The organism is Roseovarius sp. W115 (assembly GCF_032842945.2).
Lineage (GTDB): Bacteria > Pseudomonadota > Alphaproteobacteria > Rhodobacterales > Rhodobacteraceae > Roseovarius > Roseovarius rhodophyticola.
Genome location: NZ_CP146606.1, coordinates 978,634 through 992,622, shown reverse-complemented (window position 1 = coordinate 992,622; position 13,989 = coordinate 978,634). Strand labels below are relative to the sequence as shown.

At 58.0% G+C, this 13,989-nt stretch carries 15 protein-coding genes, 1 other RNA gene and 1 pseudogene; 10 read left to right on the top strand and 7 right to left on the bottom strand.

Annotated elements, in window-relative coordinates:
• Positions 1–8 precede the first annotated feature (8 nt).
• Positions 9–105, top strand: an RNA gene (gene ffs / locus RZS32_RS05090) — signal recognition particle sRNA small type.
• Between the two features lie 193 nt (positions 106–298).
• On the opposite strand, the gene RZS32_RS05085 is transcribed toward ffs, so the two are convergent.
• From RZS32_RS05085 to RZS32_RS05075, 3 genes are all read right to left on the bottom strand, one after another.
• Positions 299–1,669, bottom strand: coding sequence for a sensor histidine kinase (locus RZS32_RS05085; RefSeq protein WP_317055945.1), 1,371 nt, complete (start codon positions 1,667–1,669; stop codon positions 299–301).
• A gap of 267 nt (positions 1,670–1,936) precedes the next feature.
• Complete coding sequence (locus tag RZS32_RS05080) at positions 1,937–2,422, bottom strand: protein phosphatase (RefSeq protein WP_317055944.1); 486 nt, start codon at positions 2,420–2,422, stop codon at positions 1,937–1,939.
• A 10-nt stretch (positions 2,423–2,432) separates the two neighbouring features.
• Positions 2,433–3,275, bottom strand: coding sequence for a KPN_02809 family neutral zinc metallopeptidase (locus RZS32_RS05075; RefSeq protein WP_317055943.1), 843 nt, complete (start codon positions 3,273–3,275; stop codon positions 2,433–2,435).
• A gap of 110 nt (positions 3,276–3,385) precedes the next feature.
• Between RZS32_RS05075 and RZS32_RS05070 the strand changes: the two genes are divergently transcribed.
• The 9 genes from RZS32_RS05070 (at position 3,386) to RZS32_RS05030 (ending at position 10,667) form a co-directional block, all read left to right on the top strand.
• Positions 3,386–3,757 (top strand): YidH family protein, encoded by a 372-nt coding sequence (locus tag RZS32_RS05070; RefSeq protein ID WP_317055942.1) that lies wholly within the window; start codon positions 3,386–3,388, stop codon positions 3,755–3,757.
• 73 nt (positions 3,758–3,830) lie between these two features.
• Positions 3,831–5,612: a DNA polymerase III subunit gamma/tau gene (locus RZS32_RS05065; protein WP_317055941.1), complete on the top strand. Its 1,782-nt coding sequence runs from the start codon at positions 3,831–3,833 to the stop codon at positions 5,610–5,612.
• Positions 5,588–6,004: a hypothetical protein gene (locus tag RZS32_RS05060; RefSeq protein WP_339106829.1), complete on the top strand. Its 417-nt coding sequence runs from the start codon at positions 5,588–5,590 to the stop codon at positions 6,002–6,004. The genes RZS32_RS05065 and RZS32_RS05060 overlap by 25 nt, the downstream gene beginning before the upstream one ends.
• Positions 6,004–6,876: a TauD/TfdA dioxygenase family protein gene (locus RZS32_RS05055; protein ID WP_317055939.1), complete on the top strand. Its 873-nt coding sequence runs from the start codon at positions 6,004–6,006 to the stop codon at positions 6,874–6,876. Before RZS32_RS05060 ends, RZS32_RS05055 begins: the two co-directional genes overlap by 1 nt.
• A gap of 376 nt (positions 6,877–7,252) precedes the next feature.
• Positions 7,253–8,317 (top strand): Hint domain-containing protein, encoded by a 1,065-nt coding sequence (locus RZS32_RS05050; protein WP_317055938.1) that lies wholly within the window; start codon positions 7,253–7,255, stop codon positions 8,315–8,317.
• Positions 8,318–8,427: 110 nt separating this feature from the next.
• A complete protein-coding gene (locus RZS32_RS05045) occupies positions 8,428–8,766 on the top strand; it encodes an SH3-like domain-containing protein (RefSeq protein ID WP_317055937.1) in 339 nt (112 codons plus the stop codon).
• Between the two features lie 33 nt (positions 8,767–8,799).
• Positions 8,800–9,018: an SH3-like domain-containing protein gene (locus RZS32_RS05040; protein WP_339106828.1), complete on the top strand. Its 219-nt coding sequence runs from the start codon at positions 8,800–8,802 to the stop codon at positions 9,016–9,018.
• Position 9,019: 1 nt separating this feature from the next.
• Positions 9,020–9,670: a nitrile hydratase subunit alpha gene (nthA, locus tag RZS32_RS05035; RefSeq protein ID WP_317055935.1), complete on the top strand. Its 651-nt coding sequence runs from the start codon at positions 9,020–9,022 to the stop codon at positions 9,668–9,670.
• Between the two features lie 58 nt (positions 9,671–9,728).
• Complete coding sequence (locus RZS32_RS05030; RefSeq protein ID WP_317055934.1) at positions 9,729–10,667, top strand: lysophospholipid acyltransferase family protein; 939 nt, start codon at positions 9,729–9,731, stop codon at positions 10,665–10,667.
• Between the two features lie 99 nt (positions 10,668–10,766).
• Here the strand turns inward: RZS32_RS05030 and hemF are convergent, their stop codons facing one another.
• The 4 genes and pseudogenes from hemF to clpS all read right to left on the bottom strand — a co-directional run bounded on the left by hemF (position 10,767) and on the right by clpS (position 13,861).
• Positions 10,767–11,645, bottom strand: a complete 879-nt coding sequence (hemF, locus tag RZS32_RS05025) for an oxygen-dependent coproporphyrinogen oxidase (protein WP_317057845.1) — start codon at positions 11,643–11,645, stop codon at positions 10,767–10,769.
• A 16-nt stretch (positions 11,646–11,661) separates the two neighbouring features.
• Entirely contained in the window at positions 11,662–12,462 is an 801-nt protein-coding gene (locus RZS32_RS05020; protein WP_317055933.1) for an SDR family NAD(P)-dependent oxidoreductase, read from the bottom strand.
• Between the two features lie 64 nt (positions 12,463–12,526).
• Positions 12,527–13,152, bottom strand: a pseudogene (locus RZS32_RS05015) (class I SAM-dependent methyltransferase).
• 367 nt (positions 13,153–13,519) lie between these two features.
• Positions 13,520–13,861 carry an ATP-dependent Clp protease adapter ClpS gene (gene clpS, locus RZS32_RS05010; protein WP_317055932.1) on the bottom strand — a complete coding sequence of 114 codons (342 nt, stop codon included), beginning with the start codon at positions 13,859–13,861 and terminating at the stop codon, positions 13,520–13,522.
• Positions 13,862–13,989 lie beyond the last annotated feature (128 nt).

Here is a 13,989-nt window from a genome sequence, read left to right as displayed (position 1 = left end):
TAAGGCCCGAGAGGTTGGCGCGGGCGAGCGCCTCGCCAACCCGGTCAGGTCCGGAAGGAAGCAGCCGTAACGAGCCCCGCTTGGGTCGTTGTCCAGCCTCTCACCTCTCACGACTTTGATGCACGCCGTAGGGCGGGGTTTCACCCCGCCATGTCGGAAATGCGTTGTGTAGCGCGGCGCGGGGTGTCCGCAGTCCCGGACCCGCTCCGGGACCTCCCGGTCAAACAGGTGTTTACCCTTGTTAACCCGTTGTTAAATAGAATGTTTCGCGCGCGAAACATTTGAGCCATGCCAACGCCTATTCCGCCGCGTGGCTCATCGACTTATTGGGTATCAATGGCTGCGTTGTGGTGTTGACTGCAAGCCGGTTCAATTCAATCGTGAACGTGGTCCCAACGCCCACCTTACTTGTGTAGTCAATCGTTCCACCATGGGCTTCCAGGATCTTTTTGGAGATGCTCATGCCAAGGCCCGTGCCGCCATGGTCGCGTTTGTCGGGGCAGGCGACTTGCTGAAAAGGGGCGAAGACGATGGTCTTGGAGTTTTCGGGAATGCCAATACCGCTGTCCCGGATGAGAACTTTCGCTTTGGTCTCCGATGTCTCGATGCGCACATCTACCACGCCACCGTCGGACGAGAACTTGATCGCATTTGACAAAACATTGGACATCACCTGCATCAGTCGGCGCGCATCGCCTTCCACGATCACCGCGGTATCAGCCGTGTCTGCCCTGACAGAAACATCCCGATCGTCCCCGAGGGCGCTATGTTCTGCCACGGCGGTGCGCACGAATTGACCAAGTTCGATCTGCGAAAGGTCCAGAGACACTTCTCCGGATTTCAAAGCCTGGAAATACAGAAGGTCATTGATCAGCACAGCCAGACGGTTGCCGCCCGCCTGCCCAAGCTTGGCAATCGACTTCAGCTCACCTGGAAGGCGGCCCAGTTTTTCGTTGTTCAGCAGATCAAGCGAGGCTTTGACGGATGTCAGCGGCGTCCGCAGCTCATGGCTGACAATCGCAATGAACTGCGATTGCACTTTATAGGCATCTGTCACCCGGTCACGCTCAATACGTAGCTCTCGAAGATGCTTTAGACGTGTCATGTAGTTTTCGAGAAACTTTCGCGAGCATTCGATCAGAAAGTAGAGCACGAACAGGACAATACCGAGTTGCTTCCAAAGATCTGAGTCCAAGGGCGGACGAACGACCCAGATATCGTAAACAGGAATGAACACAAACGCGGCTGAAAACACGCATAGCCGGATGATCAGAATTCTTGGGATCTGACAGGTGTTCATCGCCGAATAGAGCGCGGCTGCAAACAGAAAGAACAAGGGCCCCGTATGCAAGGAGGGACCTTCTGCGAGCGCCATCAGGACAATGTAGAGGACAATCGACGATGCACATAGCGCAGACGTGATGGAGAGCTTGTGCAGATACTGGACCGCGTCGCCCCTGTTCTTGCCGTCCCATTTCAGAACCCGTCTGGCCACGCTGTAATCCAGAAACTCGCATATCTGGCATAGGGCGTAGCAGATCAGAGCGGAGCGGATATTGATGTAATAAGCGGCAAGAAGAGTCGCACCGGCAAGAGTTGCCTGCCGCTGCCAAAACAGCTCAAGGCCCGATTGTGCAAAATCCTTCAATTGCCGCTTTATTTGAATCATCGCAAGTCTCGGGGGGCTGCTGTGGGGTCTGCGCCGATTGTTTGCAGGAAGATGTCCTCCTCAACTCCTGTTTTTGGCGTCGCGGGCGCGTGCGCCCTGTTTGCAAAGGTGACTTGGACGCACTGTCCTGTGGGTAACCTACCGTCGCAACGCGGTGCGACACGGGAATGAAGACCGCTTTTCTAGGCATCAATTTAGCAAAATCGGGGCAAAAAAGAAGACCTTACCAAGTCGTTAAAGCGTTTCGTGCGCGGAGCATTTAGGGGGTCATACCCCCTCAAGCGCCCACGCCATTTGCTCATCTGTCTCCACCGCGCAGGACCGCACCGCGCGCAGCCGATTGAGCGCGTCTTCCGCGGCATCTCCGGCCTCGATCATCAATCTGAGTGCGGCCATTCCGGAGCGTCCACATCCGCCAAAGCAATGGATCAGAACGCGACCGCCGCCCTGCAACGCTGACAAGGCCGTCTTGCTGGCCACGTGCCAGTCTTCGATCTGTTCCGGCGCAGGTATGCTCAGGTCCTCGACCGGGAAGTGAATCCAGCGTGTGCCGGAATCCTGGATATCCACGCCCATGTCGCCCAAACCATGACTGACCTGCTCCGAGGGTGTGGTCATCGTGATCACAAGCGCCGGTTTCCAATCCCTCAGATGGGCCAGATCATCGGTCCACCGTCCACTCCGCCCCGGCAAGGGTGCAATACCCAGGATACCACCAGCAACCGGCAAGGCATATATGACAAAGTCAGACACTTGGTAGCACTCAGAGCCGGTCAGTGGAAAACGTATCGCAGCTGCGCATGTCGCCTGTCTGAAACCCCGTTGCAAACCAGCGCGAGCGTTGTTCAGACGTGCCATGGGTGAACGTATGCGGCTGGGGCACCTTGCCTGCACGTTTCTGCAGGTGGTCATCTCCGATCATCCGCGCCGCATTGAGCGCCTCCTCCAGATCACCGGGCTCCATCAACCCCCCAACCGCCTTGGCCCAGATGCCGGACAGGCAATCCGCCTGCAGCTCAAGCCGCACGGTCAGCGCATTGGCTTCGGTCTGGCCCGCCGCTTGCCGGGCACGGTTCACCTCAGGCAGGATGCCAAGCTCATTCTGCACATGATGTGCCACCTCATGGGCAATCACATAAGCGGCGGCAAAATCGCCTGAGGCGCCCAGTTGCCGCGACATTGTCGTGAAAAATTCAGTGTCCAGATAAGCCTTGCGATCCGCAGGGCAATAGAATGGACCGGTTGCCCCAGACGCGCCGCCGCAAGGGCTTTGGGTGACACCCGAGTACAGCACCAGCACCGGCGGGGCATAGTCACGCCCCACCTGAGCGGGAAAGATCTGCGACCAGACGTCTTCTGTCGTCGCCAGAACTTGCGAGGTAAATTCAGCCGCTCGCTCTTCTTCAGCGCTCAGCTGACGTGGTTCAGAGCTTTCTTGCTGCAAGCCACCGTTTTGCAATAGCGGTGTAACATCGACACCGGCAAAATAAGCCACGGCCACAATCACCAACAATCCAATACCGCCGACACCAGCACCGCGTCGCGCTCCACCTGACCGTCTTCGATCTTCCACATTGCGACTGCGCCTGATCCCTCGTAACCGCATTCCAACATCCCCCTACAAATGCTGGGATCATTAAAACAGGTCAGAACGGACCTGCCTAGAGAAAGAAATCAGCCCGCGCAGCGGTGTCTTGGAGGCTGTACGCTGGCTGCATGGCAGAAGACAGTGAACCAGAAGAAAAGGCCAGGGTCCGCACGGAATGGGCTGCTGATCGTACGATTATGGCAAATGAACGGACGTTCAGTGCCTGGATGGGCACCGGCCTTGGCGCGGTTGGCGTGGCAATTGGTCTTAAGGCGGTCTTTGGTGCGTTCGAACCGACCTGGGCGGCCAAAATGGTGGCATCGCTGTTTTTGCTGATCGCCATCCTGATCTACTGGTCCGCACGCACTCAGGCCCGGAAAACCTTGATGCGGTTGAAGGAAAAAGACGCCGAACCGATGCCTGTTCGCAATTTCACGTTACTTGCAACGGTGATGACCATCGCCACGCTCGCCACCGGGGCCATACTTTGGAGTCTTTGAAGGACTTCGACGGTGGACCATCATCGGCGCGCATTCTAGGCTGGCACTCGACCGAATCCGTTAAAGATACATCATGACCGAAACCCCCGACACCACCTATCAGGTTCTGGCCAGGAAATACCGGCCTGAAACCTTTGCCGATCTGGTGGGGCAGGACGCCATGGTGCGCACGTTGCGCAACGCGTTTGAGGCCGACCGTATCGCGCAGGCCTTTATCATGACGGGCATTCGCGGCACCGGCAAAACCACAACGGCGCGGATCATTGCCAAGGGGATGAACTGCATCGGGCCGGATGGGCAGGGCGGCCCGACGACGGATCCTTGTGGTCAGTGCGAGCATTGCACGGCGATCATGGAAGGCCGTCATGTCGATGTGCTGGAAATGGACGCCGCGAGCCGGACGGGTGTGAATGACATTCGCGAAATCATCGACAGCGTGCATTACCGCGCCGCCTCGGCACGCTACAAGATTTACATCATCGACGAAGTACACATGCTCTCGACCAGCGCCTTCAACGCACTTCTGAAGACGCTTGAAGAGCCACCGGCGCATGTGAAATTCATCTTTGCGACCACGGAAATCCGCAAGGTTCCTGTCACGGTCCTGAGCCGTTGTCAGCGGTTCGATCTGCGCCGGATTGAACCGGAAGTGATGATCGCACTTCTGCGTAAGATTGCTGATGCGGAAAAGGCGGAAATTGCCGAAGACGCGCTGGCTTTGATCACCCGCGCTGCCGAAGGCTCTGCACGCGACGCCACCTCGCTTCTGGACCAGGCGATCAGCCATGGGGCGGGAGAGACCACCGCCACCCAGGTGCGCGCCATGCTCGGTTTGGCCGACCGGGGTCGGGTGATGGACCTCTTTGATTTGATCATGAAAGGCGACGCGGCGGGCGCGCTCACGGAGTTGTCGGCACAATATGCCGAAGGGGCCGATCCTATGGCCGTGCTGCGCGATCTGGCTGAGATCACCCATTGGGTCAGCGTGGTCAAAATCACGCCGGAAGCCACTGAGGATCCCACGATAAGCCCCGATGAACGCACGCGCGGCGCGGCGATGGCCGAAGCCTTGCCAATGCGTGTGCTGACCCGCATGTGGCAGATGCTCTTGAAAGCGCTGGAAGAAGTGGCCAGCGCGCCCAATTCCATGATGGCCGCAGAGATGGCTGTCATTCGGCTCACCCACGTGGCCGACCTGCCCAGCCCCGAAGAGCTGGTTCGCAAGCTGCGTGACGCGCCACCCGCCGGTGCAGCGCCAGGCGGGCCAAACGGGGGCGGTCACGCGAGATCCTCTGCGCCCGTGGCATCCGCACCAGCAAGCCCGGCAGCGGCACCGCAGACCAAGGCGCCAGTGACTCAGGGACAGATGCAGCCTTCCGGGGCCACCACAGCGCTTGCCACGCAGTCCGAGACGGCATTGGCGCATTACCCAACATTTGACCATGTGGTCGAACTCATCCGTGTGCATCGCGACGTGAAGCTGCTGGTCGAGGTGGAAACCTGCCTGCGTCTGGCGGCCTATCAGCCGGGGCGCATCGAATTCGTGCCCACGGAGGCCGCGCCGAATGATTTCGCGCAACGCCTCGGCGCGCGGCTGCAAAGCTGGACCGGCAACCGCTGGGCCGTCTCGGTCGTGAACGAAGGCGGGGCAGAGACCATCGCCGAACGCCGCGACGCTGCGCAAAACGCACTGGAAGCCGAGGCGCGCCAGCACCCGCTGGTGCAGGCTGTGTTCGACGCCTTTCCTGAGGCGGAAATCAAATCAATCAAGACGCTGGAAGACATCGCGCAGGATGCGCAAGTTGATGCCTTGCCCGAAGTGGAAGACGAATGGGATCCTTTCGAAGAGGACTGATCTTTTTCCTTGCGCTGACGTGCCTGCCACTGCCCGCCTTGGCAGAGGTCTGCGACAAGGTGCGGCCGGGCTGGGATGGCGCGCCTGTCAGCATCTGGCAGGAAACACTCTGGCTTTTCGGCAGCCCCGCGGCGCTCTTTCTGCTTTTCTGCTCGGCTCTTGTGTGGCGGTTTAAAAACAGCTGGGGCGCGTTGGCGGTTTTTGTCGGGTGGAGCTTTCTTGTCGGCGCTTTTACCTTCTGGGACCCCACCGGCGGGCAACGTGCCCAAGCCACGGCTGAGGGCTGCATCGGATCACCGTCCCTCTTTGTCGCGGTTGTGCTTGTGATCTCCGTTGGGCTTTTGCTCTACACTGGCAAACCAGATGCCGAAGGCGAAAACGGAGCAAGCTAATGCGCACCAAACCCCTGCACCCCCGCTTCGGCCAGATCATCGACAACGTGGACCTGCGCGACGTCACAGCCACGCATCTATATCCCGAAATCCGTGATGCTTTTGAGCGCCATTCTGCCTTGCTCTTTCCGGCGCAAGAGCTTGACGATGCGGCGCATACGCGTCTGGCTGAGCTCTTTGGTCCGCTGGAAAATCGTGAGGCGATGGCCGGTCACGATGCGGATTTCAAAGTCTCGGCTGTCTCCAATGAGACCAAAGATGGTGTCGCCGACGCCAAGAGCCTTCATACGCTGGATTTGCAAGCCAACATGCTCTGGCACACGGACAGCACGTTCCTGCCCACCCCGGCGCTTATCAACATTCTGACAGCGCGCATTGTGCCTTTAAGCGGGGGTGAGACCGAACTGGCCTCCACCCGAGCCGCATGGGCGGACATGCCGGAAGACCTACGCGCGCCTTTGCAAAACGCCATCATCTGGCACAGGCTCTCGCATTCCCGCGCACGGCTCTCGGCGGAACTGGCGCAACAGCCGAAAATGACCCGCTGGCCTGACCGCCCCTGGCGCGCCATCTGGCCCAACCCTGTGACCGGGGAAGAGGCGCTTTACATCGCCTCGCATTCCTTTGCGATTGAGGGCATGGGCGGTGCGCAAGCGCAGGATCTGATTGACAGTGCCATCGCCTTCTGCACGCAGGAGGAATACGTCTATACGCATGACTGGACCCCTGGCGATGTGCTCATCTGGGACGAGCGCGCGGTTCTGCATCGCGGCAGGCCATGGAATTACGAGGAACCGCGGACCTTGAAGAGCATTTGCTGTTCGGTGACGGAAGCGGATGGATTAAACAGCGTCAGAGTGCTGGCCAGATAAAGCGTAGCAATCCATTGCGATGGTGCACCGGGCGGGCGTGTCAAAGGCACCCCCGCCCTGATGGTTTATCCCAGAGCGCAAACCAGAAAGCCGGACGCGCCCTGCACGGTTGGTTTGTTTGAATACAGATCAATATCACGTGAAGTTGCGCCAAATCCCAAACCTTTCCACGGAACAATGTGGCGGAGTTGTGGCAAATCTGCTATCGTCGCAGCAATGATAAGTTTGCGCGCTCGAAGCGCAGACACGAGTTGAGGTCAGGCAGGAAAGTCCCAGTTGTTCGCGCAACTGGCTGAACACACATGATAATCATGTCTAACGTTGTGTCAGGAATGTTTGTCCCGCTGCCCAGCTCGACTGATAAGGAGAGCGGGTTATGGCCAGAGTATTCGGTGCCTTCAGATCAGATACCACACTGACAGCGGGTCAGGCCGCGTTTGGTGGTGTAGGAACCTCGTTTGAGATCTCCGCGTTCAGTACAATTGATATCGATCTTGGAGCCGACACTGACACGATCACAGGCGATTTGGTCACAAATGAAAATCCGGATGATTCAACTCAGACCTTTTTGGGAGAAGCAATTGCCTGGGATTACAACTACAATGTAACGGACGGCACCAACACCTACACAATTGGCGTGTTTGACTATGATCTGAGCGGCAATACAGCCTTCGAGCTTGGCGGCGAACAGGGGTTTTTCCTTGGTTTTATCGGAGACGTGCCACCGCTCAATACCACGCTGACAATAACCAGCCTGGGAGATGGTGCCTTTGCCGATCCGACGGACGGGCTGCCGGTCTCAAGCTTTGTGCCTTGTTTTGTGAATGGCACTAAGTTGGTAACGCAAAACGGTGACAAATGTGTGGATGACCTTGTGCCAGGAGATACGCTTTTGCGTTATGCGCCAAGCGATAGTACTCCACAGTTTGCAACTATTTTACGCGTGTTCTGCCGCAAGCTGACGGCCTCTGAGATCACTGCAAATCCCAAGCTGCGTCCGGTGCGCATTATGGCACACGCTCTGGGGGGTGGATTGCCCAAACGTGATCTTCTCGTGTCACGCCAGCACCGCATGCTGGTGCGCTCAAAAATTGTCCAACGTATGTTTGGCGTAGACGAAGTTCTGGTGCCAGCGATTAAACTGACTGCGTTGCCCGGTATCTTTGTCGATGAAGAGATTGACCACGTGTCCTACTACCATCTTCTGTTTGATCAACATGAGGTGATTTATGCAGAAGATGCGCCGACCGAAAGCCTCTATACTGGGCCTGAAACCCTCAAATCAATCAGCTCCGAGGCGCGTGAGGAGATCCTGACGATTTTCCCCGAGCTGGCCAATCTGAAATACACGCCCGATCCTGCGCGTCACATACCGACAGGAAAGCTTCAGAAACAGCTTGTGGAGCGGCATTTGAAAAACAAAAAACCACTCTTTTACTAGAGCGTTTCGACTTTAGCCTGAGACATCCGTGAAAGGCGAAACGCTCTAACTCTTTCAGCACGCTCCCAAACCCCATTGCCTCTCACGCTGCCTCATCCTAACCTTGCGGCATGACCGATACACCACAACGCCGTTGGCATGATATGGGCGGGCAGGCTGCAGGGCCTGTTCCGATGGAGGGGCATGACTTTGCCCTTTGGGAGAAACGCATCGATGCGCTGATGGTTCTGTGTGGCGGCAAGGGGTTGTTTACCGTCGATGGCTTGCGACGTGCCCTGGAGGATATGGGCGAAGAGGCGTTTGAAAAATACAGCTATTACGAACGCTGGATTGCAGCCACCAATCAGAACCTGATTGAGGCAGGCGTCTACACGCTGGAAGAACTCGGTCAGCGCATGGAAGAGATCGCCGCCCGCGGCCCGACCTATGGCGAGGCGCAAGGTGACTAGGGTACGTGTCAAATCCATGTTCCCCCCGGACACGTGCGCGCGCCCTTCTACGTGCGTGGCAAAACCGGAGAAGTCGAGCGCGAAATCGGCCCGTTTGGCAACCCTGAACAGCTCGCCTATGGGTTGACAGCAGAAAAGAAAACGCTCTACCGCGTGCGCTTTTCCATGCAAGAGCTTTGGGGAGAGACCGCAGAAAACCCGACCGACACCGTCGATGTCGAGGTCTACGCTCATTGGCTGGAGGAGGTCTGATATGCCGCATGACCATCACGATCATGATCACCTTAGCCCTTCAGGCCATCCGTTTCGCGCCGACAATGACACAGCCCTCACGTATTGGCAGCAGATGGAGATCGCCGTGCGCGAATTGTTGGTGGAAAAAGGCCACCTGACGCCTGTTGAGATCAATGCTCAGATTGAGGCCATGGATGCGCGCAGCCCTGCTGACGGCGCGGCCGTCGTGGCACGTGCCTGGGTTGATCCTGAGTTCAAGTCGCGGCTTTTGGACAATGCCGCCGCCGCGACACGCGAGATGGGCTTTGACATTGGCCCGCTCAACCTGATTGCGGTGGAGAATACCGCCACAGTTCACAACCTCATCGTCTGCACGCTGTGCTCGTGCTATCCGCGCAACCTTCTGGGACTACCGCCTGATTGGTACAAAACCCGCGCCTATCGCTCGCGGGCGGTGAAAGAGCCCCGCAAGGTTCTGCGGGAGTTCGGTGTGGACCTGCCAGACACCAGCCAAATCCGCGTCCATGACAGCACCGCTGATATGCGTTATGTAGTCATTCCGGCACGCCCTGATGGAACAGAGGGAATGAACGAGGCGACGCTTGCCAAACTTGTCACACGCGATTCCATGATCGGAACCGGGCTGGCGCGCGCCCCTGGGGTGGCTTGAGATCGCAAGGACGAATGCGTAATGCTGGTCGTCAGAGGTCTCTCTAGAAAGGCCGCGCATGAGCGACGAGCAGAAAACTGAAACCATTCCTCTGACCGAACGTCTGATTGGCGCATTGCTTGTGGCGCCCATCCGGCTGTCGCGGCTGTTACCTTACCGCATGCGTGTACCTTTCGTAGGTTGGGCCGCATCCCGGCTCTTTGGCACGCTGGCTGGATACCGTCGCCGCGTACGCGAGAATCTCGCATTCGCCAGGCCTGACCTGGACGAAGAGACCGTGCGCGACCTTATGCGCCGTGTGCCTGACAATGCAGGGCGAAATATGGTCGAACTCTATTCACCCGAGTTCGCGGACTATGCGCGCAAGTCGCCCGTAATTGGCCCCGGTCTTCCCGATGTCCGTGCTGCGCGAGAAGCCGGGCGCCCGGTGATCTTTGTGACCGGCCATTTTGGCTCGTTCAATGCTGCGCGTCTGGCAATGATGGAGCAAGGCTTCAACATGGGCGTGTTTTATCGCCCGATGGCCAATCGTCCCTTTAACGAACATTACGTCAAGGCCATGGCATCCTTGTCTGAGCCGATGTTCGAACAAGGGCGCAAAGGCATGATCCAGATGGTCAAACACCTGCGCTCCGGGGGTGTGCTCGCGATCCTAAATGATCTTAACGCCCATGACGGCGTGCCGCTTGAGTTCTTTGGTCATCCCGCGCTGACCTCGCTTGCCACTGCCGAGATGGCGCTCAAGTTTGACGCCCTTTTGGTGCCGGTCTGGGGTCTGCGTGATCCCGATGGCCTGCATTTCACCATCCACACCGAGACGCCCATTGCCCATTCCGACCCGGTCACCATGACCCGCGAGTTCAATGCGCGTCTGGAGGCCTCCATTCGCGAGAACATGCATCAATGGTTCTGGATTCACCGCCGCTGGAAGGATGGTACCGGTGCCTTGGCGGATCGTGGCGCCAAGGTTTTGGCAGACATGGAAGAAAACGTCTGACAGGTTTATTTGGGTATTTCTGACAAGAAAGAAGCTGGACGCACCTGCTTCTTTCTTGTTGCAAATACCCATGCCCGCCGGGTCACATGGTGGGCTACATCAGGTCCATTTCGCGACCGGAGGCAGGCTCATCAACACCGCATCGGCGTCATGTCCTGTCGCCAGGCCAAACTTGGTGCCGCGATCATAAACGAGGTTGTATTCGGCATAGAGACCGCGATGCACAAGTTGGGTTTCCTTGTCCGCGTCAGACCAATTCTGCCCCCGGCGTTTTTCGACCAGCGGCACATAGGCTTTGAGAAACGCGCGGCCAATATCCTGTGTCAGGGCAAAATCGGCTTCCCAGTCGCCGGAATTCTGGTCATCCATGAAGATGCCGCCCACGCCGCGTGCGCGGTGGCGGTGCGGGATGTAGAAATACTCATCCGCCCATTTCTTGAGATGCGGATAATGGTCGGTCCCATGCGGATCGAGATGGGCCTTTTGCGTGGCGTGGAAATGCGCTGTGTCCTCGTCATACTCAATGCAAGGATTGAGATCTGAGCCGCCGCCAAACCACCAGGCCCCCGGCGTCCAGAACATGCGTGTGTTCATATGCACTGCCGGCACATGCGGGTTTTGCATATGCGCCACGAGGCTGATGCCTGAAGCCCAAAAGCGCGGGTCATCTTCCATGCCAGGCACGCCGCGTGCAGCCATGGCTTTCTGGGCTTGGACACCGAGGCTGCCATAGACTTCTGAGACATTGACGCCGACCTTTTCAAAGACACGGCCGCCGCGCATGACACTCATCAAGCCGCCGCCTGCGTCAGAGCCATCATCGCTGGCGCGTTTGGTTTCCGAGACGTCAAACCGGCCCGGTGCGGCGTCAGCCATCGGCCCGTTGTCATGACTGTCTTCGAGCCCCTCAAAGGCGGCTACAATATCGTCGCGCAGCTGCCGGAACCAACTCGCCGCGCGGGATTTTTCGTCTTGCATCTTGCTCATGCGCCCATCAATGCGCAGGTGCGGCGACAGGGTCAAGCAGTGTTCGGCCGCCATCGATGGTCATGATCTGCCCGGTCATAAAACCAGACGCCTCGCTCGACAGATATTGCACCGCCGAGACAAGCTCGCTGGCCGAAGCAATCCGGCCAAGCGGTGTGTGATCTTCAATGTCGGCGCGGTAGTCGGTGTTGTCGCGCAATGTGTTCTGCAATGAGGCGCTCATAACGGATCCGATGGCCACACCGTTGACCCGGATCCGATGTGGGGCCAGCGACACCGCCAGGTTCCGTGTCATCTGATCGAGAGCTGCCGTCGACACCGAATAGCCCAGCAAGTCGGGATGTGTACGCCGTGCGGCAATCGAGGATAGGTTCACAATGGTGCCCACTGTTCCGTCTTCATCGCCATCGGCCTGTTTGATCATCCGCTTGGCCACAAGCTGGCTCAGGCGCAGAGGGGTCAGAAGGTTCTGATTGAGCGACAACTCCACCGCGTCATCATCCGGATTGAGCGGATCGGACGGCACCACCTGACGCGAGGCATTGACCAAGATATCAACCTGCTCAAAGGCATCGATCGTTGCGGAAAGAAGGTTGGCCAAGGTCAGCTTTTCGCGCAAATCCCCAGCAAAATACCGTTGCGCGCTGCCATCCTCGTTATCGCCCAACTCATGCGCAAGCTGTTTTTCGTCCATATCGGCGAACATCACGTTCGCGCCCTTGTCGACAAAATGCCGCCCGATGGCGAGGCCAACGCCGTTGGCCCCCCCGGTGACAATGGCGGTCTTACCGGAAATGGAAAATGACATCTGACCTGTCTCTCCCGTTATGGCCTGCGCATCTCAGATCGCATTCTGCGCAGCCTAATTCAACTTATCTGCCTTTTCGAGCCGGATTTGATGCCCATAGGATTTTGAACCGATTGTCGCTTGCATGCGTTTTCACATCGCGAAAGTTGACGCCGAGTTCTGCTTCATAGGGCAGGTGACGGTTGGCCACCATCCAAAGCTGGCCCTTTGGTTTGAGTGCTGCTGCGGCGGCGCGAATGAACGCGCGGCCAAGGTCCGGGTCACTGGCCCGGCCGGTATGAAAAGGGGGTTCATGATCACCGCATCGAGCGGCTCGGGCGACTGCCAGCGCGTTGCATCAGACCAGTGAAACGCGGCGCGTGTGTCGGTGACATTGGTTCGCGCGCAGTCCAGTGCGGATTTCTCGGCCTCTACAAGATGAAGGCGTGTGATGGCGTCCCGTTGAAGCGCTTCGGCGCTGAGATACCCCCAGCCCGCGCCCAGGTCGGCCAGCACTGCCCCGAGTTTTTGCGGCAAGTGATCCGCCAGAAACTGTGAGCCGGGATCAATCCCATCGGCGGAAAAGACTCCCGGTGCCGTGACAAAGCCGCCCTCAATTTGCGTTTGGTCGTCCAATTGCCAGTCGGTCAACTCCAGACCACCATGGAACCAGAAAAGTTTGCCATGGGATTTTGACAAGGCTGGAGACACCTCGCACCGTGCACGACAAAGCTTGAGCACTGATTCAATGCCGTCCGTTTTGGCCCCATCTACGACCACCGGTCCATCGGTGAGGGATGAGGCCTGCGCGATCAGGGCCAATGTGAGTGGTTTGGCGCGGGCGGCGAACACAATGGCTGCGGCATAGGGCCCGTTGGGTTCTGTGCCACAGTCAAACCCAAGCGCATCGAATGCGTCAAAGGCTGGTCGGAACCCCGTGAGTACATGACATCTGTCACGATCCAAAGCGGACAGATCGGTATCCCGAGTGGGGCGAAAGACAGCAATTCGTCCTGTGTCAGGCCATGGCAGGTCGCCCGAAGACAGCACCAGAGACAGCCGCGAGGTCGTGCTCACGCTATTCTTTTTCCATTGTGCATTGCAGCGGGTGCTGGTGGCGGCGGGCGAAATCCATCACCTGCGCCACTTTGGTTTCGGCGATCTCGTGGCTGAAGACGCCAACAACTGCGACGCCTTTCTTGTGCACGGTCAGCATGATCTCAAAGGCCTGGCTGTGCGACATGCCAAAGAACCGCTCCAGCACTGCGACAACAAATTCCATAGGTGTATAGTCATCATTCAAAAGCAGCACCTTGTACAAAGGTGGCCGCTTTGTTTTGGGCTTGGTGTCAACAACCACGGCAGCGTCTGTACCGTCGTCCTCATCCCCTGGCCCAGCCATGATGACCAGATCCGTCATTGATCCCGTTAACCTACGCTGTGACAGCACGCTCGTGCAGCAGGTATATAACTTTCGCAGAGCGTGTGAAAAGGGGCGCAGGTCGTTGAATCGACCGCAAGTCGCCGATTCTTGCCTGTCGTGGCTGT